Annotated in this window: 13 protein-coding genes and 2 pseudogenes; 7 read left to right on the forward strand and 8 right to left on the reverse strand. The window is 62.3% G+C overall.

Annotation, left to right across the window (positions count from 1 at the left end; translation table 11 throughout):
- Positions 1-24: 24 nt before the first annotated feature.
- The gene (locus QRN36_RS19065) at positions 25-4,581 is read right to left on the reverse strand and encodes a dermonecrotic toxin domain-containing protein (RefSeq protein ID WP_285425484.1); all 4,557 of its coding nucleotides are present in this window, start codon (positions 4,579-4,581) and stop codon (positions 25-27) included.
- Between the two features lie 292 nt (positions 4,582-4,873).
- Here QRN36_RS19065 and QRN36_RS19070 point away from each other — a divergent pair, with 292 nt between their 5' ends.
- Positions 4,874-6,163, forward strand: coding sequence for an MFS transporter (locus QRN36_RS19070; protein WP_285425485.1), 1,290 nt, complete (start codon positions 4,874-4,876; stop codon positions 6,161-6,163).
- Positions 6,164-6,415: 252 nt separating this feature from the next.
- On the opposite strand, the gene QRN36_RS19075 is transcribed toward QRN36_RS19070, so the two are convergent.
- A complete protein-coding gene (locus QRN36_RS19075) occupies positions 6,416-7,879 on the reverse strand; it encodes a glyceraldehyde-3-phosphate dehydrogenase (RefSeq protein WP_285425487.1) in 1,464 nt (487 codons plus the stop codon).
- A 169-nt stretch (positions 7,880-8,048) separates the two neighbouring features.
- On the opposite strand from QRN36_RS19075, the gene mfd reads away from it, so the two are divergent.
- Genes mfd through QRN36_RS19090 form a run of 3 tightly spaced genes read left to right on the forward strand, consistent with a single transcriptional unit; the run spans position 8,049 to position 14,775 of the window.
- A complete protein-coding gene (gene mfd / locus QRN36_RS19080; RefSeq protein ID WP_285425488.1) occupies positions 8,049-11,510 on the forward strand; it encodes a transcription-repair coupling factor in 3,462 nt (1,153 codons plus the stop codon).
- A gap of 9 nt (positions 11,511-11,519) precedes the next feature.
- Positions 11,520-12,056 (forward strand): CsiV family protein, encoded by a 537-nt coding sequence (locus QRN36_RS19085; RefSeq protein ID WP_285425490.1) that lies wholly within the window; start codon positions 11,520-11,522, stop codon positions 12,054-12,056.
- Between the two features lie 13 nt (positions 12,057-12,069).
- Positions 12,070-14,775, forward strand: coding sequence for a DEAD/DEAH box helicase (locus QRN36_RS19090; RefSeq protein ID WP_285425491.1), 2,706 nt, complete (start codon positions 12,070-12,072; stop codon positions 14,773-14,775).
- 306 nt (positions 14,776-15,081) lie between these two features.
- On the opposite strand, the pseudogene QRN36_RS19095 reads toward QRN36_RS19090, so the two are convergent.
- A pseudogene (locus QRN36_RS19095) lies at positions 15,082-16,752 on the reverse strand (VRR-NUC domain-containing protein); the annotation flags it as partial.
- 153 nt (positions 16,753-16,905) lie between these two features.
- Here QRN36_RS19095 and QRN36_RS19100 point away from each other — a divergent pair.
- On the forward strand, positions 16,906-17,427 hold the full coding sequence (locus QRN36_RS19100; protein ID WP_285425492.1) for a nucleoside 2-deoxyribosyltransferase: 522 nt from the start codon (positions 16,906-16,908) through the stop codon (positions 17,425-17,427).
- 85 nt (positions 17,428-17,512) lie between these two features.
- On the opposite strand, the gene QRN36_RS19105 is transcribed toward QRN36_RS19100, so the two are convergent.
- Complete coding sequence (locus QRN36_RS19105; protein WP_285425493.1) at positions 17,513-17,725, reverse strand: hypothetical protein; 213 nt, start codon at positions 17,723-17,725, stop codon at positions 17,513-17,515.
- 68 nt (positions 17,726-17,793) lie between these two features.
- The gene (locus QRN36_RS19110) at positions 17,794-18,696 is read right to left on the reverse strand and encodes a LysR family transcriptional regulator (protein ID WP_285425494.1); all 903 of its coding nucleotides are present in this window, start codon (positions 18,694-18,696) and stop codon (positions 17,794-17,796) included.
- Between the two features lie 104 nt (positions 18,697-18,800).
- Here QRN36_RS19110 and QRN36_RS19115 point away from each other — a divergent pair, with 104 nt between their 5' ends.
- Positions 18,801-19,898, forward strand: a complete 1,098-nt coding sequence (locus tag QRN36_RS19115) for an AbrB family transcriptional regulator (RefSeq protein WP_373568769.1) — start codon at positions 18,801-18,803, stop codon at positions 19,896-19,898.
- A 127-nt stretch (positions 19,899-20,025) separates the two neighbouring features.
- Positions 20,026-20,808 (forward strand): exodeoxyribonuclease III, encoded by a 783-nt coding sequence (locus QRN36_RS19120; protein WP_285425495.1) that lies wholly within the window; start codon positions 20,026-20,028, stop codon positions 20,806-20,808.
- Between the two features lie 15 nt (positions 20,809-20,823).
- On the opposite strand, the gene QRN36_RS19125 is transcribed toward QRN36_RS19120, so the two are convergent.
- From QRN36_RS19125 to QRN36_RS27660, 3 genes and pseudogenes are all read right to left on the reverse strand, one after another.
- Positions 20,824-22,068, reverse strand: coding sequence for an AGE family epimerase/isomerase (locus QRN36_RS19125; RefSeq protein WP_285425496.1), 1,245 nt, complete (start codon positions 22,066-22,068; stop codon positions 20,824-20,826).
- Positions 22,069-22,219: 151 nt separating this feature from the next.
- Positions 22,220-23,083, reverse strand: a complete 864-nt coding sequence (locus QRN36_RS27655) for a methyl-accepting chemotaxis protein (RefSeq protein ID WP_373568771.1) — start codon at positions 23,081-23,083, stop codon at positions 22,220-22,222.
- Positions 23,078-23,845 (reverse strand): annotated as a pseudogene (locus QRN36_RS27660) (MCP four helix bundle domain-containing protein); the annotation flags it as partial. The gene QRN36_RS27655 and the pseudogene QRN36_RS27660, both read right to left, overlap by 6 nt.
- Positions 23,846-23,917: the final 72 nt, after the last annotated feature.

The raw sequence follows: 23,917 nt of genomic DNA on the forward strand, positions 1-23,917 counted from the left end.
AACGCGGCTCAACCCTGCCGACGCTTAGTCGTTGGGCTGCACCGGACTAACGGCCGGCTGCAGAAACAGGCGCTTGGCCAGTTCTTTGCCGATCGAGCTGCGATAAATGCTCACCACCTCTTTATTGTCTCTGGCGGCCTTGACCAGCGCCTTGTAGCCGAGAAAGCGCTGGTCGGGCAGTTTCAGGTGCGCCGCCGTGAACGCCGCGTCCGCGTCGGCCTCGCCGGCATAGTGAAAGTGCGCCCACCACAGCACGCTGTGATCCTTGTCGCGAATGACGTACTCCTGCATGAAGTCATTACGTCGAGCCCCCGACATGTTTTTGCGTCCGTCGACACGGGCGATGTCGACTTCACGCTGCCGATACAGATAATTGACCCGCGCCGCAGTCGGCGGCTGACGCTTGATCATGGCGATGCGCAGACTGCGACCCTGCTCACGCAGTCGCGCCTCACCGGCCTGCAAATCGGCCAGCACAGTCGCGAGGGTGGCACGGGTTTCGTCGGTCAACTGCTCATCCCCCTCATGCATGCTCAGCTTGCCGGCCAGATCCCGCAGCTTGTCGGCCTTCTGCACGAGGATGTCTTCCATGTCTTCAGGCTCGCTGACACGCCTGGCCTGACGCTGGGCGCTGGCGATATCCGGCTCCACGCGTTCGAGCAGCGCCTGGCCGCGACGCAGAAGCTCCGACAGCGCCACAACGCTTTCCCTCACTGGGGGCAGCGGACGTCGCGTCTCCAGTTCGACCCATTCGCCTTCGGCATGTTGGTGATAGGAACCGATGACCCGGTTGCCGACCGTATCCTTGACCTCGACCACTTCGCCGTGCAGCGGCTCCTCGCCCTCGCGCAGACGGCCGATCAAGGTTCGCTGACCCTGCGTTTTGATCACCCGGCGACGTGGCTGCTTGACCCGCGGGGCGTATTCCGATGGTTTCAGCGCCGGCTCCTGGGTTTCACGAATGAGGTCCGACAGGCGTGCCTCGGCGTTATCACTGATGGCACTGAGATCGTCCAGAAAGGCGCTGAAACGGGCCTTCTCGACCGCCGCAGGCTCGCTCTCGAAGACCGACATGGCGATGATCGACGCGCGGTTGTATTCCCTGAGCGAACTTTCGAGCACGCCGATCTGCTCGTCCATCGAATAGTCGTTGGGCTTCTCCAGCTCCACTTGCGACGTCAGCGCGGCATGCAATGGCTCGTCCAGCCGCAAGGCTTTCAGGGCGAGGGCCTCGCGTCGCTGCAGAATGCTTTCCCGACTGAAACACAGCTCCAGGTACGACCACATGCGGCTGATTTTCCATTCCAGCGCGGTGAACATGTTGCTCTCGTGCAACTCCAGCACCTCCTCGCGCCAGTAGGCCTCGCCGACCTTGGGCACCTCGCGCAGTTGCTGCCAGAGTTTTTCCCGGACGCCGGACCAGTGCACGCCGGTCTCCTGCAGCGCCAGCACTTTTTCGAACAGGCCCAGGTAGATGTCGACGTTACTGGACGTGACCGAATCGCCAGACATCGCGTTCATGCGCTCCGAATCTTCACGGGCTGACTTGAGCATGTCGTTGAGCAGGATGCCTTCGAACAGGCACACCCGACGGCTGATGCCTTGCAGGTCCTTGCCATAGGCCTTCTCGCCCATCCGGTCCGCCGGCCTGAGCTCTTGGTCCAGCACCTGTTTTTTCTCGATGATCTCGATGGTTTCACGCAGCGCCGCTTCGAACATCGTGGTCACTTGCCCTCGCATCTGCGCGGGGACGGTTTGCAGGGATTTGTCGTAATCGGCGATCTCTTTGATCAGCGCCGCCTGACGGTGCACCAACGCGGTTTTCTGGGCGACGACGCGCTTGAGGGTCGCGGCGTTATCCAGGGCCATCTGGCGTGCGTTGCGCTTGGGCGCGCCGCCACGCAGGCGCAGTGAAAGGTCAAGACGCCACGCGGCGCCGTCGCGCAGCAGGCGCGGACCGGTGACGTTTGCGTCCAGCGGGTCGACGACGAACAGCGCTTCATCGCGCCACTGAACCTGAAAAAGATCGTCGCCCACCGACGCATACCAGGCGTCGGCGCCACGGCAAAGGCCCGCGGATTCCGGCGCGTCGGAAGCCGGCTCAAGCGCGGGACGATCCGCGACTTTGAATCGCTGCAGGGCCGCAGACTGCGACGGGGTCAGCCGGTCGTTCATGCTGGTCCAGGAAAAATCGAGCACCGTGCCCGCTGTCGTCGGCTCGAGCTCAGCGACGGGATGCGCAACGACTGCCGCGCGCTGAGCTTCAGCCTCCGGTCGTCGAACGGCCAGGCTGCGGGCGCCGGACGACAGGCCGTGATGCAGCAGAATCATGGACAGACTCAGCAGCAGTTCGCCCATTTGCACCGAGCGCTGATGACCGTCATCGCCTGGCGCCTGCGCCAGCACCGCTTGCACATCGCTCATCAGCTGTACCAGCCAGAGCGCCGTGCCCGCTGACCCGGAGATGAACGGCATGACGGCGTTCAACGCCAGCCATCCGCCGCGCTTGAGCATTGCCCAGCGACTTTCCGCATCGGACACCGACTGCCGGTCCGCGAGTTCCACCAGCGCCTGTGCATTGGCGTCGTACAAGACCGTCATCAGGTCACCGACGACTGCCTCGTGCACCAGTTGCGCGGGCTGCGGCGTTTCAATCGGGGCGAAGTCGGAGCCGAGGCCGAAGCGCAACAGATGCGGCTCGTCGAATCCGCCGTTGGCATAGACCGGCTGTGCCTGCTCGCTCATCCAAGCCAGCACTTCGTTTTGCAACTCGCCCGGCGCTGCAATGGCCGTTCGCAGCGCGCCCCAGGATTCGAACTCGGTCAGGCCGTGGCTCGACAAGGGTCGATACAGCACCACCGGGCCCACGGTGGGATCACGGTCCGCGATCACGAACATGTCGGCGACCTTATCGGCAGCGCGCCCGGCCGACGCACGAAATGCCAGCGGCATGACCACGGTATGCCGCATGTCGCTTTCGCGCTGATCGGCCGTTTGCATGATGGCCGCGACGCGTCGATAGCCTTTTTTGCTGATGCCCTCGCCGCGCAGCTTCTGTTCGAGCGCCTTGAGCGGCAGTTGGATGCTCAACTGGCGAGCGAACAAGGCCTGACGACGAGTGCGCTGGGCGTGATCATCAATCAACACGCGCTGAACCAGCGCGGGATAGGTGCGGCCGATGTCGACATGGCAGACCAGCAGTTTCAGGTAATCGGAGGTGAACCATTCCGGCACCTGCGAGCCGTCGCGGCTCACCACCGACAGCGTGCCGCTCGGGACGCTGGACAGGTTACCGAGGGCGAACTCGGCCATGCTCGTTCGCTCCGGCTCGACGCTGCCAAGGGCAACGACTTGTCCGCCTGACGCCACGGCAGCGCCTGTCACCTTATTGATCAGCACATCCAGGCTGACCACCGACAGGCCGCCGTCCTCTGGATGATCGATGTCGATCTTCTTCTGCAGTTGCTCGTTCGCATAGGCCAGCAACGACGGCAAACCGTCGTTAAAGCCTTGCCCGCCGCTCTGCGCCTGGGCACTGGCGAGTGCAGCGGTTCTGCGGCTGAAATCCAGCCGGTCGCCCGGGCGTGCATCGCGCAACCATTGGGGCAGATGCGGCCACTGGGCGACAGCCGGCTGCCGGGCATACAGCACGTGGGTGATGTCCAGCATGCTGCTCAGACACAGTTCGAGTTCGGCAGTGGTGTTGGCTTGCGCGAGGTCAGCGCTGCGCAGTGCCTGCAACTGATTCTCAAAAACCACCTGGGCCAGCACATCGAAGATGTCATCTTCGGTTTCGCGCAGGCAGGCGCCCGGGGCTTGCCCAGCGTCGGCAGCGGTCAGGCTCAAAGCGTCTTCAAGGGCGAGCAGCGAAGCATGGGTCTGCAAATCGCCAGCGGGTTGCCAGCTCAGAAACACCTCCACGCCCTGCCACTTCCCGGTCACCGCCAGCCACGGCACCGGCAGCTGCCAGGGCTGCGTCTGCGGCGCGCGATCGACGACACTGGCACGGATGACATCGCCCTGACCCTTTTCAGTGATCTTGAGCATGAAATCTCGCTGACTTTTCTCGCCGAACGAGGTAATCGCCATCATCAGTGCGCGCTGTGCGTCGCTCAGGACAGAACGGCTCGCCACCGCGCTCGCCAGACTTTCCCTGAGCGTATCGGACACAAGCGCCCAAGGACTTTTCCCGCTCGCTTGCGGTTGACGCCAGAATTTCACCATTGCCTGCTCGAAATCGTCAGCCAACGCCAGTGCCACACTGTCCACAACGACCCCGAGCTGCTCGAAGTCGATCGGGATCACGTCCGGTACCGTCGCCGATGGATTGACCACCAGCTGGTTTTTTTCGCTGCTCCAGCGCGGCGTGCGCTTTTTCGCGAAGACGTACAGCAGGTTGGCCAGCAGCGTTTCAGACTTTTTTTCGCCATCTGCTGTGGTTCGGGTGATCTCACAGACATCAGGAAGCAAGCCTGTGCCGGGAAACTGTTGCTCGAGGGCCGCTGACAGTCGCTCACGCGCCACGCTGGAAACGGTTGGACGCATTGAAAAAGCGTCGATCAGGTCAAACTTTGTACTCATTTCGGATTCAACTCGCAATTATTGCTAATTCTTCTCATGCATCAGGAGCAGTGAGAACCAGAAGCGGCGAGTTAATGCATGGGCCGACTGAACGGTGGGATACATAAATATTGTTTTGCAATGACACGAGGCGAACGGTGCGACAGCGGCAATGGTCTTCTGATTGCCAACCCAGTTGTTTACACATATCGTTACAAATCTGCGCCACGCGAGATGACCGGCGAGCGGCGCAGCAGAGGACGCATAAATACAACGGATCCCCAAGCTAGACAGCCTAAGTGAGTAATTCCAGATGGCCTCGACCACAGGCAAAGGCAAGGCGATTTTTCGCGTTGTCAGCGGTAACTTTCTTGAAATGTTCGACTTTATGGTCTATGGCTTCTACGCCACAGCCATCGCCAAAACCTTCTTCCCTGCCGACAGCGAATTCGCCTCACTGATGCTGTCGCTGGCCACCTTTGGTGCCGGCTTCCTCATGCGCCCGCTGGGTGCGATCTTCCTCGGCGCGTACATCGATCACCATGGCCGTAAGAAAGGCCTGATCATCACGCTGGCCATGATGGCCATGGGCACGATCCTGATCGCCTGCGTGCCGGGCTACGCCACGCTGGGTGTCGCTGCGCCGTTACTGGTGCTGATCGGCCGACTGCTGCAAGGCTTCTCGGCGGGCGTGGAACTGGGCGGCGTTTCGGTGTATCTCGCTGAAATCTCGACGCCGGGCCGCAAAGGCTTCTTCGTCAGTTGGCAGTCCGCCAGTCAGCAGGCCGCAGTGGTTTTCGCCGGTTTGCTGGGCGTTGCGCTCAACCACTGGCTGAGCCCTGAAGACATGGGTCAGTGGGGCTGGCGCGTTCCGTTCCTGGTCGGCTGCATGATCGTTCCGGCGATCTTCGTCATCCGCCGCTCGCTGGAAGAAACCCCAGAGTTCGAAGCGCGCGCCAGGCACCACCGTCCAAGCCTGGGTGAAGTGGTCAAGTCGATCGGCCAGAACTTCGGCCTGGTGATCGCGGGCATGGCGCTGGTGGTAATGACCACGGTGTCGTTTTACCTGATCACCGCCTACACCCCGACGTTCGGTAAAAACGAGCTGCACCTGTCCGACCTGGACAGCTTGCTGGTGACCGTGTGCGTGGGTATTTCGAACTTCATCTGGCTGCCGGTGATGGGCGCGGTGTCTGACAAGATCGGTCGCAAACCCTTGCTGCTGGCGGCGACCATTCTCGCAATCGTCACGGCTTACCCTGCCCTGTCCTGGCTGACCTCGAACCCGAGCTTCGCCAACTTGCTGATGGTCGAACTGTGGTTGTCGTTCCTTTACGGCTCCTACAACGGCGCGATGGTTGTTTCGCTGACCGAGATCATGCCGGTGGAAGTGCGCACGACAGGGTTCTCGCTGGCCTACAGCCTGGCGACGGCAACGTTCGGTGGTTTTACCCCGGCGGCCTGTACGTACCTGATTCACGTGCTGGATAACAAGGCAGCGCCGGGCATCTGGCTCAGCGGCGCGGCAGTGCTGGGCCTGATTGCGACGCTGGTGCTGTTCCGCAAAGGTGGTCAGGCACGGATGGAAGCAGTCGCCGGTTAAGGGTCCGGCGCTTCACTCCGGATACGCGAAAACGCCTCGACATTGTCGGGGCGTTTTTTATTGCCCCACGCCTGCGGCAGCGTCAACCGCAGAAGCCCGCGTCGCTCACCGCAGGCGAGACTCGTCTGGCAACTGCCAGCACTCGATCCCCACTCGATAGAGCAAAAAAAACGCCCCGAACCATCGGAGCGTTTCTTTCGACTCAGCGTGCGGCGTGCGGCATCCCGCCAATCGCCCGCGTGTGCATCGACCTTACTTCGGGAAAGCCGGAGGGTTAACGCCCGCCATGTCTTCCATCACGCGAACCACCTGACAGCTGTAACCGAACTCGTTGTCGTACCAGACATACAGCACGACGCGGTTGTCGTTGCAGATGGTCGCTTCGGCGTCGACCACACCCGCGTGACGGGAGCCCACGAAGTCGGTGGACACCACTTCCTGAGAGTTCACGAAATCGATCTGCTTGTGCAGGTCCGAGTACAGCGCGGTGTGGCGCAGGTATTCGTTGATTTCTTCGCGGGTGGTCGCGGTACCCAGGTTCAGGTTGAGAATCGCCATCGACACGTTCGGCGTCGGAACGCGAATCGCGTTACCGGTCAGCTTGCCCGCCAGTTCCGGCAGCGCCTTGGCAGCAGCGGTGGCCGCGCCGGTTTCGGTGATGACCATGTTCAACGCAGCGCTACGGCCACGGCGATCGCCCTTGTGGAAGTTGTCGATCAGGTTCTGGTCGTTGGTGTACGAGTGCACCGTTTCGACGTGACCGTTGACGATACCGAACTTGTCGTTGACGGCCTTGAGCACCGGCACGATGGCGTTGGTGGTGCAGGACGCCGCCGAGATGATCTTGTCATCGGACGTGATGTCCTGATGGTTGATACCGTGAACGATGTTCTTCAGCTTGCCCTTGCCCGGCGCGGTCAGCACCACGCGGTCGACGCCAGGGCACTGCAGGTGCTGGCCCAGACCGTCGGCATCGCGCCAGACACCGGTGTTGTCGACCAGCAGCGCGTCCTTGATACCGTACTGGGTGTAGTCCACCTCGGTCGGGTTCTTGGCGTAGATCACCTGAATCAGGTTGCCGTTGGCACTGATGGTGTTGTTCGCTTCATCGATGGTGATGGTGCCGTCGAACGGGCCGTGGACCGAGTCGCGGCGCAGCAGGCTGGCGCGCTTGACGAGGTCGTTTTCAGCGCCCTTGCGGACCACGATGGCACGCAGACGCAGGCCGTCGCCGCCACCGGTTTTTTCGATCAGGATACGCGCCAGCAGACGACCGATACGGCCGAAACCGTACAGTACGACGTCAGTGCCCTTGCGCGCGCCGGAGTTCTGCTGACCGACGATCTCGGCCATTTCGTCACGAACGAACTGCTCGGCGGTGCGACCTTTGCTCTCGGCCTTGTACTTGACGGCCAGCTTGCCCAGGTCCACCGAAGCGGCACCCAGCTTGAGCTCGCTCATTGCTTTGATGAGCGGGAAAGTCTCGTGTACGGACAACTCGGTGGCGTCAGCTTGACGATGACGCGCAAAGCGGTGGGCTTTGAGAATCGCGATCACTGAACGGTTGATCAGGGTGCGGCCATAGATCGAACTCACCACGTTATTATTGCGGTAGAGCTGACCGATAAGCGGGATCATCGCCTCGGCGAGGGCTTCACGATCAATCCATTCACCAAGACACTGGTCGGGCTTCTGAGTCACGGGAACCTTCCACATGTAGGGGCTGAAAAAAGGGACTACATTATGCCCAAGCCTTTGTTTATGAGCAATCCAGTGTTTTGAACAACCCGGGCACTACATAAATGCGTGAGCACAAAACTGACAGCGGATTCCCGATTTAGTTACAATCCCCGGCTTTGCCGCAACGCCTGGAGCTTTATCTTCCGTGCCCGTTCTGCGCCTACCGATTCTTCCTGCTGCCGCAGGCAAACAACATTGGGGCAACCTGCCCGGTGCCGCTCAAAGCCTTGCCATCGCCGAGGCTGCCAGCGCCGCGAAACGCTTCACCCTGCTTTTGACCGCCGACAGCCAGAGTGCCGAGCGACTGGAACAGGAATTGAAGTTTTTCGCCCCCGATCTTCCGGTGTTGCATTTCCCCGATTGGGAAACCCTGCCCTACGATCTGTTCTCGCCGCATCAGGACATCATCTCGCAGCGCATCGCCAGCCTGTACCGGCTGCCTGAGCTGGAGCATGGCGTGCTGGTGGTGCCAATTACCACGGCGCTGCACCGTCTGGCGCCGACCCGGTTCCTGCTGGGCAGCAGCCTGGTGCTCGATGTCGGCCAGAAACTCGACGTCGAAGCGATGCGCACGCGACTTGAAGCCAGCGGCTATCGCTACGTCGACACGGTGTACGAACACGGCGAATTCACGGTACGCGGCGCGCTGATCGACCTCTTCCCGATGGGCAGCAAACTGCCCTACCGGATCGACCTGTTCGACGATGAGATCGAAACCCTGCGCACCTTCGAGCCGGAAACCCAGCGTTCGATCGACAAGGTCGATTCGGTGCGACTGCTGCCAGCCAAGGAATTCCCGCTGCAGAAAGAAGCCGTCACCCGCTTCAAGGCACGTTTTCGTGAGCGCTTCGATGTCGACTTCCGTCGCAGCCCGATCTTTCAGGACTTGAACAGCGGCATTACGCCTGCCGGTATCGAGTACTACATCCCGCTGTTTTTCGAGGAAACTTCCACGCTGTTCGACTACCTGCCGCAGGACACGCAAGTGTTCTCGCTGCCGGGCATCGAGCAGGCCGCCGAGACGTTCTGGAAAGACGTGCGCAATCGCTACGAAGAGCGCCGTGTCGACCCCGACCGGCCGCTGCTGCCGCCTGACGAACTGTTCCTGCCCGTCGAGGACTGTTTCGGTCGGCTGAAGAGCTGGCCGCGTGTGGTCACCAGTCAGGACGACATCGAGTCCGGCGTCGGCCGCGAGCGTTTCCCGGCGCAGGCGTTGCCGAACCTGGCCATTGAAGCCAAAGCCAACGAACCGCTCGCCGCGCTGGCGCACTTTCTTGACGACTTCCCGGGCCGCGTGCTGTTCACCGCCGAGTCCGCCGGTCGCCGCGAAGTGCTGCTGGAACTGCTCGAGCGCCTGAAACTGCGCCCGAAAACCCTCGACAGCTGGCAGGAATTCGTCGACAGCAAGGAACGGTTGGCGATCACCATCGCACCGCTGGACGAAGGCCTGATGCTGGAGCAACCGGCGCTGGCGCTGGTCGCCGAAAGCCCGCTGTTCGGTCAGCGGGTCATGCAGCGCCGTCGCCGCGAGAAGCGCATCGATGGCCATTCCAGCGACGCGGTGATCAAAAACCTTGCCGAGCTGCGCGAAGGCGCACCGGTGGTCCACATCGACCATGGCGTCGGTCGCTATCTGGGGCTGGCAACGCTTGAGGTGGAAAATCAGGTCGCCGAATTCCTGATGCTTGCTTACGCCGAGGACGCCAAGCTCTACGTGCCCGTCGCCAACCTGCACCTCATCGCACGCTACACCGGCAGCGATGACGAGCTGGCGCCGCTGCACCGGCTGGGCTCCGAGGCGTGGCAGAAGGCCAAGCGCAAGGCCGCCGAGCAGGTGCGCGACGTGGCCGCCGAGTTGCTCGACATCTATGCACGGCGCGCCGCGCGGGAAGGTTATGCGTTCGCCGATCCGAAGCTGGACTACGAAACCTTCAGCGCCGGGTTCCCGTTCGAGGAAACCCCGGACCAGCAGACCACCATCGAAGCCGTGCGCGCGGACATGCTGGCGCCCAAACCGATGGACCGGCTGGTGTGTGGCGACGTGGGCTTCGGCAAGACCGAAGTCGCCATGCGCGCCGCGTTCATTGCCGTGCACGGCGGCAGGCAGGTGGCAATTCTGGTGCCGACCACCCTGCTCGCCCAGCAGCACTACAACAGTTTCCGCGACCGCTTCGCCGACTGGCCGGTGAAGGTCGAGGTGATGAGCCGCTTCAAGTCCGCCAAGGAAGTCAGCGCGGCCGTCGCGGAGCTGGCCGAGGGCAAGATCGACATCGTCATCGGCACCCACAAGCTGTTGCAGGATGACGTCAAGATCAAGAACCTGGGCCTGGTGATCATCGACGAAGAACACCGTTTCGGTGTGCGCCAGAAGGAACAGCTCAAAGCGTTGCGCAGTGAGGTGGACATCCTGACCCTGACCGCCACGCCGATTCCGCGGACCCTGAACATGGCCGTGGCCGGCATGCGCGACCTGTCGATCATCGCCACGCCGCCGGCGCGTCGCCTGTCGGTGCGCACCTTCGTCATGGAACAGAATAAGCCAACGGTCAAAGAAGCGCTGCTGCGCGAGTTGCTGCGCGGCGGCCAGGTGTATTACCTGCACAACGACGTGAAGACCATCGAGAAATGCGCCGCCGACCTCGCCGAACTGGTGCCTGAGGCGCGTATCGGTATCGGCCACGGCCAGATGCACGAGCGCGACCTCGAACAGGTGATGAGCGACTTCTACCACAAGCGCTTCAACGTGCTGATCGCCTCGACCATCATCGAGACCGGGATCGACGTGCCCAGCGCCAATACCATCATCATCGAACGCGCCGACAAATTCGGCCTGGCCCAGTTGCACCAGTTGCGCGGACGCGTCGGACGCAGTCACCACCAGGCCTATGCCTACCTGCTCACGCCGCCGCGCAAGCAGATCACGCCGGATGCCGAGAAGCGTCTGGAGGCCATCGCCAACACGCAGGATCTGGGCGCAGGCTTCGTGCTGGCGACCAACGACCTGGAAATTCGCGGCGCCGGCGAGCTGCTGGGTGAAGGTCAGAGCGGGCAGATTCAGGCAGTCGGTTTCACGCTGTACATGGAGATGCTCGAGCGCGCGGTGAAATCGATTCGCAAAGGCGAGCAACCGAATCTGGAACAACCGCTTGGCGGCGGCCCGGAAATCAATCTGCGCGTGCCGGGGCTGATTCCCGAGGACTACCTGCCCGACGTTCACGCACGCCTGATCCTTTACAAACGCATCGCCAATGCCGCCGATGAGGAAGGCCTTAAGGACTTGCAGGTGGAAATGATCGACCGATTCGGCCTGCTCCCGGAGCCGACCAAGAATCTGGTGCGCATGACCTCGCTCAAGCTCAAGGCCGAGCAGCTGGGGATCAAGAAGGTCGATGCGGGTCCGCAGGGTGGACGAATCGAATTCGGTGCCGATACTTCAGTAGACCCACTGACGCTGATCAAGCTGATTCAGGGACAACCCAAGCGTTACAAGTTCGAAGGTGCCACGCTGTTCAAGTTCATGGTGCCCATGGAGCGCCCCGAGGAACGCTTCAATACGCTGGAAGCGCTGTTCGAGCGTCTGACCCCGCAGTCCACAAAATCGGCTTAAGGATTCACCATGCGTCTGATTCGCGCGTTCACCCTGCTGCTGGTGCTGGTTGCCCCTGCGGCCTTCGCCGATGGCACCTATCAGGTCGAACTGATCCTGTTCCGCCAGAACGGCGAGCCGGCGGCGACCAATCAGCCTGCGCCGGAAAACTGGGCCGCCGACGCCCGGCGCCTGGGTGCGGACAACCAGACCTCGACCAGCCTCGACGCGTTGGTGAGCAAGCTGCAAACCAGCACTGGCTACGCCGTGTTGCTGCACCGCGCCTGGCAGCAGGACCTGAGCGCGACGCCAGGCAAGGTGGCGATCAGCAGCGGTGAGGAACAGTTCGGCCATTTCCCGATCGAGGGCACGGTCAGCCTGAGCCTGGCCCGATTCACCGACATTGACGCAAATTTCTGGGTGAACCAGCTCGATGAACACGGCGTGCTGGTGACCAGCGAGCGCATGCGTCAGGCCACCCGGGTCCGCAATGGCGAACTGACTTACCTGGACAACGGGAGCCTGGCCATGCTGATCAAGGTCTCTCCACTTCCAGCACCGCGTTGACGTAGGGCAAGACGTGTCATCCCTATTGGAAAAAGCCCTGGCTCTGCCATGGGAGCCCTTGTTCAAAGCGCAGAGCGTCGAGCGCGGGCTTGAGTACGCGCGTCAGAAACGGGTGATGCTGGAACACTTGAGCGACGACGTGGTGCGCACGGCGTGCCGCGGCTCGAGCCTGGAAATCTACACCCAGACCTTGCAGTTCAAGGACCCCGAGCGCACGCGGCATTTCGTCGTCGGCAAGTGCACCTGTCCGGTCAGAAACAACTGCAAACACTGTGCGGCGGCGCTGTTCTTCCTGCAGGACCCGGACAACCGTTCGGGGATTCTGGCGGCCGTTGAACGGCAAGGCGCGGCGCGCGCGGCCAAGGCTGAGGAAAAACCTGCGCTGCCCGAGCGCATCATTGAGGCTGTTGCGCCCGAGCCGCGCCTGATCCTCGCCAGCTTCGAGTTCAGCGCCTACGAGCCGCGCAACGGCAAGATGCAGCGGCACATTCAGCACCGCGCCGCGCTGGCGTTTCGTTACAACGAGTTCTACGCCTCGGGTTTGCCTGGCCCAGGTCGCTCCAGCGATATCGTGCGCCACCTGAGCGACGAAACCCTGCGCTTGCGCCGCCATCTGGAGCAGGAGGCGCAGTACCGCAAGCAGTTGCAGGACCTCGGCTTTCGCATCGCCACGCGCCAGAGCAAGGCGCTGCCGGACAGTGCCGGCGAAATGTTCGAGCTGCCCAACGACAAGGCCTGGCTGAGTTTCATGCTCGATCAGTTGCCAGTGCTGCGTGAACAGGGCTGGCAGGTCGAGATGAACGACGATTTCGGCTTCGACGTCACGCCGGTGGACGACTGGTACGCAGTGGTCGACGAAGAGCCGGAGCGCGACTGGTTCGATCTGGAGCTGGGCATCATCGTCAACGGCGAACGCCTGAGTCTGCTGCCGATACTGATCAACCTGCTGCGCACGCATCCCGAATTGATGACCCTGGCCGGTATTGCCAAGCGTCGCGACGACGAGCAGCTGCTGGTCCAGCTCAATCATTTCACCCAGCGCGGCGGCGGCCCGATTCAAGTGGCCCTGCCCTATGGCCGACTGAAAACCGTGCTGGCGACCCTGGGCGATTTCTATTGGCGCGAAGACGGCAACGATGCCATTCGCCTGAACACCGCCGACGCCACACGCCTCAAGCAACTCGATGACATGCCGCTGGTGTGGCAAGGCGGAGATCGGCTTCGGCAGTTTTCCGAGCGCCTGGTCAATATCAAGAATGCCAGCGTCAAAGCGCCAAAAGGATTGAACGCGAAGCTGCGGCCGTATCAGCTCGAGGGCTTGAGCTGGATGCAGGCGCTGCGAGAGCTGGAAGTCGGCGGCGTGCTGGCGGACGACATGGGCCTGGGCAAAACATTGCAGACCCTGGCGCATCTGCTGCTGGAAAAGCAGGCCGGGCGTCTGGATCGACCGGCCCTGGCGGTCATGCCGACCAGTCTGATACCCAACTGGATGGACGAGGCGAAGCACTTCACCCCGCAGCTCAATGTGCTGGCACTGTACGGCGCCAATCGGCATCAGGATTATCAGGATTTGCAGGACTACGACCTGATCCTGACCACCTATGCGCTGCTGCCCCGGGACGTGGAACTGCTCAGTAAACAGTTGCTCCACGTGCTGGTGCTCGACGAGGCGCAGTACATCAAGAACCCCAACAGCAAGGCTGCCCAGGCGGCGCGTCAGCTGAACGCGCGGCAGCGCCTGTGCCTGAGCGGCACGCCGCTGGAAAACCATCTGGGCGAACTCTGGTCGCTGTTTCATTTCCTGATGCCGGGCTGGCTGGGCGACGCCAAACAGTTCACCAGCAACTACCGCACCCCCATCGAAAAGCTTGGTAACGAGGCGCGCCTCCAGCACTTGAACGCGCGAATCAAGCCATTCCTGCTGCGTCGCACCAAGGAACAGGTTGCCACCGAACTGCCGCCCAAGACCGAGATCGTGCACTGGGTCGAGCTCAGCGATGCGCAGCGCGATGTTTACGAGACCATGCGGCTGGCGATGGACAAGAAGGTGCGCGACGAAATCACCCGCAAGGGCGTGGCGCGCAGCCAGATCATCATCCTCGAGGCACTGCTCAAGCTGCGCCAGGTGTGTTGCGATCTGCGTCTGGTCAACAGCGCACCGGCCGGCCCGCGCCCGTCCGGTTCGGCCAAGCTGGAAAGCCTGCTGGACATGCTGGACGAACTGCTGGCGGAGAACCGCAAGATCCTGTTGTTCTCGCAGTTCACCTCAATGCTGGAACTGATCGAGGCCGAACTGCAACAGCGCGGCATCGAGTACGCGATCCTCACCGGGCGTACCAAGGATCGCCGTACGCCGGTGCAGGATTTCCAGAGCGGCAAGCGCTCGATCTTTCTGATCAGCCTGAAAGCCGGCGGCACCGGCCTGAACCTGACCGCCGCCGACACCGTGATCCATTACGACCCGTGGTGGAACCCGGCGGCCGAAAACCAGGCCACCGACCGCGCCTATCGCATCGGTCAGGAGAAGCCGGTGTTCGTCTACAAGATGATCGCGCGCGGCACCGTCGAGGAAAAGATCCAGCACTTGCAGCAGGAGAAATCCGCACTGGCATCAGGCGTGCTGGATGGCAGAACAGCCGGTGACTGGAAGTTGCAGGATGACGACATCGAGGCACTGTTTGCGCCGCTGCCGTTGCCGCCGAAGAAGGTCAAACGCTGACTTCTGGAGGGGATTTCGGCGCGTTTACCCAGGGTGATGGATGACCTGCGGGGGTTGGCGTGCTCACGAAGGCTGATTTCCGACCACTGCATCTCCACAGCCTGCACCGGCCTCTTCCCGGCTAAAGCCGGTCCTACAGACGCTGCAAATGTTGCGTAGGACCGGCTTCAGCCGGGAAGAGGTCAGTCCACAGACGCCGCAAGTCTTGCAGGACCGGCTTCAGCCGGGAACGCGTTGGGTGTCACGCGTTTGATCGAAGGGGGCGTCAAAGACCGTTGGCTCACTTCCACAAGCGTCCGATCGACCGGGCAAGTGGGTTTCTGTCTGGTTGTCCGCCCGCTCCGCCCATTGCACATAACAGACCACGACCGGCATTTCATGCTCTGCGCAGAAATCCAGCCAGCGCAACTGGTTGTCCTGCAGGCGATCACCCGGGCCCTTGACTTCGATCATCCGGTAACGGCGTTGCTCGGGGTAGAACTGGATCAGGTCGGGCATGCCGGTGCGATTGGCTTTGATGTCCTGCAGCAGCCGCCGGAACCAGCGCTGAAGGTGCTGCGCGGGCAGACAATGCAGCGCCTGCTCCAGCAGTTGCGACGTCAGCGTGCCCCAGAACACGAAAGGCGATTGCAGCCCGAACTTGTTCACGTACGTGTCGCGAATGGCGCTCAGGTAACGCTCATCGTCCAGCAGCGCCAGGCGCTCATCGAACAACGCAGCGCGACGCTGACAGAAGTCGGGGCTGTACAGATCACTCGGCGCGCTGTGGAACGGGTGAAAGAACGCTCCCGGCAATGGCGCGAAAATCACCGGCCAGCACAGCAGCCCGAACAGCGAGTTGACCAAGGCATTTTCGACGTAATGCACTTCGCTGCCTTCTTCGGCCAGGTGCGCCTGAATCAATCGCTCGACGCTGTGATCCGGCAGTGGCATCACGCTCAGATCCAGCCGGCTGACCACGCGTCTGGCTCGTCGCTGAACCCCGCCCTCGCCCAGCTTGCGCTTGAGCCGCGGCTCGATTCGCAGCAGGTGCTGGGTTTCTTCGTCGTTTTCCGGGGCGGCCTGCGCCTGCTGCAGCAGCGCCATCGCTTCGGCGAAGCGCTCCGCGCGCTCGAGCACACGGATCCGGCGCACGCGGGCGCCGGGATAGCTCGATGAGCCGTAGACGCTCAGCGCCAGGGCGGCGTCCTGCTCGCGCTCGGCCTGTTGACCGATCCGGAACAGCAATTTGGCGCGGCGCATCGCCAGCCACGGGTTGTCGGTCTGAACCGCCAGCGCCTGAGCCGCGAGCTCGGCCAGTGCAGCGCCTTCATCGAGCGCCTGACGACAGGCGTGCAGGTGCAGGCAGATGTCGATGTCCGTGCGCTGATTGATGCCCCGCGACTCAAGGGAAAATTCGACCTTCTCGTAGCGGTAGATGCCCAGGTCCGCCAACACGAATTCGGACCATTCCTGATACAGATTGCCGAAGTACAGCAAGCGCAGCCGGTCGCACAGCGGCATCACCTGGAGGGAAAAAATCACCTCGTCGAAACCGGCAAACCATTCATCGAGCGGCCGGGCCGTGGGATAGGAAGGCAGCAGGCGTTCGAGCAACGTGGATTTGTTCTCCGCCCGCTTGATCCCGTGCGCCTTGAAGCAGGCGCACAGTTCTTCCTTGCGCAACAGCGCGAACAGGGCTTGAAGATCAAGGTGCGGCTGGCCTTCGAGCCATCCGTTGTCCAGCAGTGGCGCGGCGGCGAGGCGTACGTCGCCGATCTCCGGGTATTCCAGTTTACTCGCCCTGAACAGCGTGCCCTTGCGCATGACCATTCGCACCAGCAGCGCCTGCGCCGGCTGCGGCAGGGACGTGAAGTCGGCAATGAACCGGCGCTCGTCGTCATCCAGCAAGTCTTCATAGCGCTCGGCGATCCAGCTCAGCACCTGGCGGAAGTTCTGCAGATAATAAAACGGGTTGTCGAGGGGCGAAGTGCTCACGGCGAGGTCACGCAACGGCTGGTCGAAAGGCGTCAGGATACTGGTTATCCGTACAGATTCCAGCCCCTTTCTACCGTGCACAGGCGCTGGTCTGATCAACGGCACCCTCGAGGCACGGTAGAATTCCCGCACTCACTCTGGCAGGAACCGTTCATGTCCTTTTCATCGCCGCCGCGCATTTACCTTGCAGGCTTCGACGTGTTTCGCGCCGACGCCGTCGACCATGGCCGCTATCTCAAAGCACTGTGCCAGGCTCGCGGGCTCGAAGGGCTCTACCCGTTCGATAATGAAGTGCCGCAGGATCTTGCGCCGGAACAGACCGCAGCGCTGATCTGCCACGCCAATATCGAGATGATCAAGGATTGCGATGCCGTGCTGGCCAATCTGAACGCATTCCGTGGCGTGGAGCCGGATTCGGGGACAGCGTTTGAAGTGGGCATGGCGGCCGCGCTGGGCAAACCGGTCTGGGCTTATTTCAGCGCCGAAGGCTCGCTGCGCGGTCAGATCGAACACGATACCCAGGGGTTCGATGCGCAAGGATTTCAGGTGGAAGACTTCCGGCTGCCGAAGAACCTGATGCTGGCGTGCACCTGGGCAGGCAGCAGCGAGACGGCGGAAGCCGGAATTGAGGCGTTGAGCAGTTATCTGGCGGCTCATCACGCCCGCCGGTCCTGATCCGCCCCGCTGCTTACCCGGCAGGCGCTGCGTAAGTCGGTATGCTCAGCCCCGCTGCTCGCCTGGCCGGTATTGGAGCCTGGTATCAGCCGAGCGTCGAGGAGCCGATGTCCAGTTTGTCGGCGTCGGCAAATTCGTCCAGACCCAGTTCGCCCAGGTCGAGTTCGCCTTCCGGATCGCTGTCTTCGTCGGCGTCGGCGTCGTTGAGCGGCGAACGGTCGCCGCCGAAATGCTGATCTTCGGTGTTGAACAGAAACGCTGGGCGGTGCAGAAGTGAAGGGTCGGACTGTGCATGCATCGTGAGGTTCTCCCGCTGAAGAAAGGTCAAGGCTCAGGCTAACCCAGTTCGCCTGGAAAAAGCATCGGTCATGACCAGCTCAGGAACGAGCCGCCGTTGTCGCGCAGCATCTGCACCATCGCATGAGCGGCGGGCGACAGGTAGCCCTCGCGACGCAGCATCACGCAGATAGTGCGCGCCATCGTCGTCTGCTCCAGCGGGACCTCGCGTAACTCCTGCATGTTCTTGCCGAACTCCAGGGTTTCCCGGGCGATGAAGCTCAGCAGGCTGGTCTGCGCGATCAGGCGCGGCAGCAAGGAGATCGAATTGGCCTCGATCTGCACCACCGGCAGCGGCAGATCGTGCCGGGCAAACGCTTCGTCGACCCAGATCCGCGACGACACGCCCTGCGGCGGCAGCACCCAACGATAACGACACAGGTCGCTCATCTGGAACGCCTTCTTGAATATCGGGTGGTTGCGACTGGCGATCACCACGGCCTCGTCGGTGAGAATCGGATAGCCGGTGAATTCGTCTTCATTGCTGCGTTGCGCGCAGATGATCATGTCCAGATGCCCGGAGCGCAGTTGCTCGCGCAACATGTCGTCCTGGCCGATCACCAGCTTCAGGGTGATCGCCGGGGAGCGCTTGAGCAACGCGTTGGTCAGTTCGGGCAGCAAATACTCGGCCATGGTGGCCGCGCAGCCCAGCCGAATCTCGCCGACCGCGCCACTGGCGAAATCCCGCACCTCGCGCTGGGTCTGGGCGATGCTCTGCTGCAGCACCTTGCCGCGCGCCTGCAACAGTTCACCCACGGGGGTCAGCTTGATTCTGCGCCCGTCGCGCTGGAACAGCTTGGTGCCGAACGACTCCTCCAGGCGCTGAATGCTTTTGGTCAGCGCAGGCTGGCTGCGGTTGAGTTTTTCAGCTGCGCGGCCGAGGTGGCCCAGCTCGGCGATGGTTTCAAAATAGGTCAGGTCACGCAGGTCCATATATCAACCAAAGTTATCAATTCATGATTATTAGAAAATAGACTTGATCGGTTGGACTGTCGATACTGCCCGGCATTGGATGAAACTCCACCAGGAAAAAGCCAATGCTCTGGAGACCTGCGTTGTCGCGCCCCTCATCGTTTTCCCTCGATCACCTGCACCCGCTGTTGCAATGGTCGCTGCTCATCCTGCTGGCAGGCAGTGCCGGTCAGTTGTTCAAGTACTTTCACGTTCCCGCCGCCCTGTTTCTCGGTCCCATGCTGGTCGCCATCGGCTTCGGCGTCTGCGGGGCGTCGGTGCGCCTGAACAGGCATGTCTTTCGCCTCGGTCAGGGCACGGTCGGTGTGCTGGTCGCCCATTCGATGACGATGGGCGTGCTGCTGGCTGCCGTGCACTCGTGGCACGTCATGGTGTTCGCCACCTTGCTGACGGTCGCGCTGAGCGCGGTGGTGGGCATCGGCATGGCGCGCTGGGGCGGCATTCAGAGCAGCACGGCGGCATGGGGCACCTCGCCCGGCGCGGCCTCGGCGATGGTGGCGATGTCGGAAGACTACGGCGCCGATTCGCGGGTGGTGGCAACCATGCAGTACGTGCGGGTGGTCTGCGTGGTGATGATTGGTGCGCTGGTCAGCCGCTTGATCGGTGCCGACGCCGGCGGCACGGACGCCCATAGCAATGACGCACTGCTGCAGGGCATGAATCTGCTGAACCTGAGCCTGAGTCTGTTGGTCATCGTGGTGGGTGTCGCGTTGAGCGGGCGCATTCCAGCAGGCGCGCTGCTGGTGCCGCTGCTGCTGGGCGGCGCGTTGCAACTCAGCGGCTTGCTGCAGATCACCATGCCTACCTGGTTGCTGGCGATTGCCTACGGCGCAATCGGCAGTTACATCGGGCTGCGCTTCGACCGCGCGACCATCCATTACGTCTGGCGCAGACTGCCGGCGATGATCGTGGGTGCCCTGCTGCTGATTCTGTTGTGCGCGATCTCTGCCTGGTTCATCGCCCGGATGATGGGCAAAGACTTCCTCTCGGTTTACCTGGCGACCAGCCCCGGCGGCCTCGATGCCATGGCCATCATCGCCATCGACACCCATTCGGACGTCGGCTTCGTGCTGGCTATGCAGACCTTGCGCCTGTTCGGCGTCATTGTCACCGGCGCCTACATTGCGCGGCAGGTCATCCGCGTGACTCAACGCCTGGCGTGAGCCAACCAACCCGCCCGGACGCTGCTGTCACCGAGTTGACCCAGGCGGCCATCGGCGCCTGGCAAATCGTTGAATCTTCTGCGCCTGCCATGCCTCCAACGCATCACACCCTTGTGAGCGACCCGCCATGGCCACGCTGAAAATCGCCACGTTCAATATCAACGGTATCCGCGCACGCTTGCCGATTCTGCTGCAATGGCTGGAAACCGAAGCGCCGGACATCGTCTGCCTTCAGGAATTGAAAGCCACGGACATCGCCTTCCCCGCCGACGAGATTCGCAAGGCCGGCTATCAGCCCCTCTGGCACGGCCAGTCGTCCTGGAACGGCGTCGCGATTCTGTCCCGCGACAGCGAGCCGCTGGAAATTCGTCGCGGTCTGCCGGGCAACGAGAAAGACAGTCACAGCCGCTACCTGGAAGCGGCGGTTCAAGGGGTCATCGTGGGGTGCCTGTATTTGCCCAACGGCAACCCGCAGCCGGGGCCGAAATTCGATTACAAACTGGAGTGGTTCGAACACCTGATCAGGCACGCCGACACGCTGTTCAAGAGCACCCACCCGGTGGTGCTAGCCGGCGACTACAACGTCATCCCCACCGACGATGACATTTACAACACCCGCTCATGGCTCAAGGATGCGTTGCTGCAGCCGCAAAGCCGGGCCTGCTACAGCCGCCTGCTCGAACAGGGCTGGACGGACGCGATACGCGCGCACTTCCCCGACGAGCGCATCTACACGTTCTGGGATTACTTCCGCAATCACTGGAAAACTAATTCGGGCTTGCGCATCGATCACCTGCTGTTGAGCGAAGACCTGGCGCCCAGGCTGCGCAACGCGGGCGTGGACCGTTGGGTGCGCGACCTGCCCCACGCCAGCGACCATGCGCCGACGTGGATCGAGATCGAAGTCTGAGTCGGCCAGACTGACTCAGCGCAGTTGCGCAAGTGCCGTGGCAAGACTCTGCGCCAGCGGCAACACCGGCAGCAGCGTGGCCTGCAAGGCGTGGTAGAGATCCGGTTTGCCGGGCCAGATGTCAGCGCTTGGCTGGTTCTGCGGGTTCAGCTCATGCCGCCAGCTGCCATGCTCGCGATCGATGAAACGGGTTTCGTTGAACTCCCAGAACGTGCGATACCAGTCTTCGTAGGTTTGCTCGTTGGTGCGTTGCAGCAAGGCCGCCGCTGCCGCCGCCGCTTCGGCGTGGGTCCAGTGCAGGCGATGGCGCACGACCGGTTTGTTTTCCCAGTCCAGGGTGTAAACAATCCCCGCTGCGCCGTCGACGTCCCAGCCGTAGCGACAGGCGTTCTCGAACAGACCACGCGCGTCTTCCAGTAGCCACGCCGGGGTGTCGAGCCGGGCTCTCTGCCTGGCCGCTTCAAGGTGCAGGACCAGCCGCGCCCACTCGAAAGCGTGACCGGGCGTCGTGCCATACGGACGGAAACCGTCGTCGGGCTTGTCGACGTTGTACTCGCGCAGCGGTTGCCACTGCAGGTCAAAGTGCTCGATCACCTGATGGTTGTTGGCCGCCGCATGCTGATGTATGACCCGCTCGACGATGCGCAGCGCACGGTCCAGCCAACGCGCATCGCCCGTGACGTCGGCCAGCGCAAGAAAGGCTTCGGTGCTGTGCATGTTGCTGTTGGCGCCGCGATAGTGCTCTTCATGACTCCAGTCGCGGTCGAAGGACTCCCGCATGGCGCCTTCTTCTTCGCTCCAGAATCGCTGGGAAATGACTTGAATCGCCTGATCGAGCAATGCCTGCGCGCCGGGTCGGCGGGCCACCACTGCGGAACTTGCGGCCAGCGCAACGAAGGCATGCAGGTACGCCGCTTTACCGGTGTCGGCGCCCTGCTCCAGGGGCTTGGCGAACCAGCCGCCATGCTCGGCATCGCGCAGGGGACCGGCCAGTGCCGCGACGCCGTGATCGACCCATTCGGCGCAGCCCGGGATGCCGTTGATGTGGGCCAGCGCAAAGCTGTGGGTCATGCGCGCGGTGTTCATGGTTTCGGCAACTGCATCGGCCGGCAGGCGCCCGTGATCATCGAGGTTGCCAAACCCATGAGGCATCCGAGCCGCCTTGGCGAACGCCAGCAGCCGGTTTCCCTCATGCGCCAGCCAGGCCTTGTGGCCGGGAGAACGCAGCCAGCTGCTGAACTCGTGATTCAGATCATCCATTGCCTTTCACCTTGTCTTGTCGGCAGGTACGGCCCGCCAGGAATTATTAGTCGTGGCGAATCATGCAAGCCCTGGACGGCGACAGGCAAGTGAATGAGATGAAACGTTTGCGCAGGACCGGGTCGTCGCCTCCAAGACCCGGAGCGGATCATCAGACTCTGAAGCGTGCCACCACCTGATTCAGCTCGCCGGCCAAGCGCGACAGTTCATTGCTGGATGCGCTGATCTGGTTGGCACCCGAAGACGATTGCAGCGACAGGTCGCGGATGTTGACGATGTTGCGGTCCACTTCCCGGGCCACTTGCGCTTGCTCCTCGGCGGCGCTGGCGATGACCAGGTTGCGTTCGGAGATTTCGTTGATCGACGAGGTGATCCGGTGCAGCGATTCCCCCGCGCCCTGCGCCAGCTCCAGGGTTTCGCTGGCCCGCGAACGACTGACCAGCATCGATTGCAGCGCTTCACTGGAGCCGCTGCGCATGGTCGACACCATCTTGTCGATTTCCAAGGTCGATTGCTGCGTGCGATGGGCCAGCGCACGAACCTCGTCCGCCACGACCGCAAAACCACGGCCGGACTCACCGGCGCGGGCCGCTTCGATGGCCGCGTTGAGCGCCAGCAGATTGGTCTGTTCGGCGATGGAGCGAATCACGTCCAGCACTTTGCCGATGTCCTGGGATTGATCGGCCAGGTTCTGCACCAGCTCTGAGGTGTGCTGCACGTTGCCGGACAGCGTCTGAATCGAATTGACCGTGTCGATGACGCGAGCCTGTCCGTCCTTGGCTGCGCTGTTGGACTCACTGGAGGCCTGCGAGGTGGACACCGCATTGCGCGCCACTTCCTCGACCGCCGAGGTCATCTCGTTGACAGCGGTGGCCGCCTGCTCGATCTCGGCGTTCTGCTGATGCAGACCGCGATGGCTGTCCTCGGTGACCGAGTTGAGTTCGGTCGCCGCTGAGGCCAGTTGACTGGCTGAGCTGCCGATCAGGCTCAAGGTCGAACGCAGATTGTTCTGCATCGCCTGCAAGGCTTTGAGCAATCGGGTCACTTCATCCTTGCCCTCGACGCGGATGTCGTGGGTCAGATCGCCCTTGGCGACGTATTCGGCCGCGCCCACGGCGTCTTCCAGCGGACGAATGATGCTGCGCGTGAGCCACAGCGCCAGGACAATGGTCGCCAGCGCGGCAATCAGCACGAACACCAGCACGATGTCACGGGAATGGTCGTATTGCGCCTGGGCCGCAGCCCCTTCGAGCTCCACCTGGCGGGAGTAGAAATCACCCAGATCGCCCAGTTGCGTGCCTGAGTTGTCGACCACGGTTTTCATGTCGACCAGCAGCAGCGTGTTGAGCGCCTTCAGATCGCCGCTTTCGGCCAGCACGAAGGACTGCGCCAGCGCGCGCTGGTAATCGGCCAGGGTCGAGCGGAATTTGTCGTAGAGGACTTTTTCCTGAGGCGTGTCGACGAACGTGTCCAGGCTTGCCAGTTTGTCGGCCAGCACCTTGGCCCGTGCATCCATCTGCCCCTTGTACGTGCTGACGTTTTTCGGGTCGGTGTCCAGGGCCATGCGCAGCGAGATCGTGCGAATGCGCAGCATGGCTTCACGGATATCGTTCACCAGCCGCATGCTCGGCATCCAGTTGCTCTCGACCGCCACTTCGCTCTGGCGAATGGTGGACATCTGGCTGAGGGCAAACCAGCCCAGCAACGCGACAAGCAGGGAAATCAGGGTAAACCCAAGGCCCGCGCGACGGGCGATGGTCAGGTTGCGTAGGTTCATGACCGTTTGCTCATTGTTATCAGGGACAGCGAATGTCGTCGTATGACTATCGCTTATCGACGCTGCCCAGCG

The organism is Pseudomonas sp. efr-133-TYG-103a (genome assembly GCF_030209235.1).
GTDB lineage: Bacteria > Pseudomonadota > Gammaproteobacteria > Pseudomonadales > Pseudomonadaceae > Aquipseudomonas.

Coding starts and splice junctions, on each gene's coding strand:
- QRN36_RS19065 (WP_285425484.1), bottom strand. CDS start 4,581: ATGAGTACAAAGTTTGACCTGATCGACGCTTTTTCAATGCGTCCAACC.
- QRN36_RS19070 (WP_285425485.1), top strand. CDS start 4,874: ATGGCCTCGACCACAGGCAAAGGCAAGGCGATTTTTCGCGTTGTCAGC.
- QRN36_RS19075 (WP_285425487.1), bottom strand. CDS start 7,879: ATGTGGAAGGTTCCCGTGACTCAGAAGCCCGACCAGTGTCTTGGTGAA.
- QRN36_RS19085 (WP_285425490.1), top strand. CDS start 11,520: ATGCGTCTGATTCGCGCGTTCACCCTGCTGCTGGTGCTGGTTGCCCCT.
- QRN36_RS19100 (WP_285425492.1), top strand. CDS start 16,906: ATGTCCTTTTCATCGCCGCCGCGCATTTACCTTGCAGGCTTCGACGTG.
- QRN36_RS19105 (WP_285425493.1), bottom strand. CDS start 17,725: ATGCATGCACAGTCCGACCCTTCACTTCTGCACCGCCCAGCGTTTCTG.
- QRN36_RS19110 (WP_285425494.1), bottom strand. CDS start 18,696: ATGGACCTGCGTGACCTGACCTATTTTGAAACCATCGCCGAGCTGGGC.
- QRN36_RS19115 (WP_373568769.1), top strand. CDS start 18,801: ATGCTCTGGAGACCTGCGTTGTCGCGCCCCTCATCGTTTTCCCTCGAT.
- QRN36_RS19120 (WP_285425495.1), top strand. CDS start 20,026: ATGGCCACGCTGAAAATCGCCACGTTCAATATCAACGGTATCCGCGCA.
- QRN36_RS19125 (WP_285425496.1), bottom strand. CDS start 22,068: ATGGATGATCTGAATCACGAGTTCAGCAGCTGGCTGCGTTCTCCCGGC.
- QRN36_RS27655 (WP_373568771.1), bottom strand. CDS start 23,083: ATGCAGAACAATCTGCGTTCGACCTTGAGCCTGATCGGCAGCTCAGCC.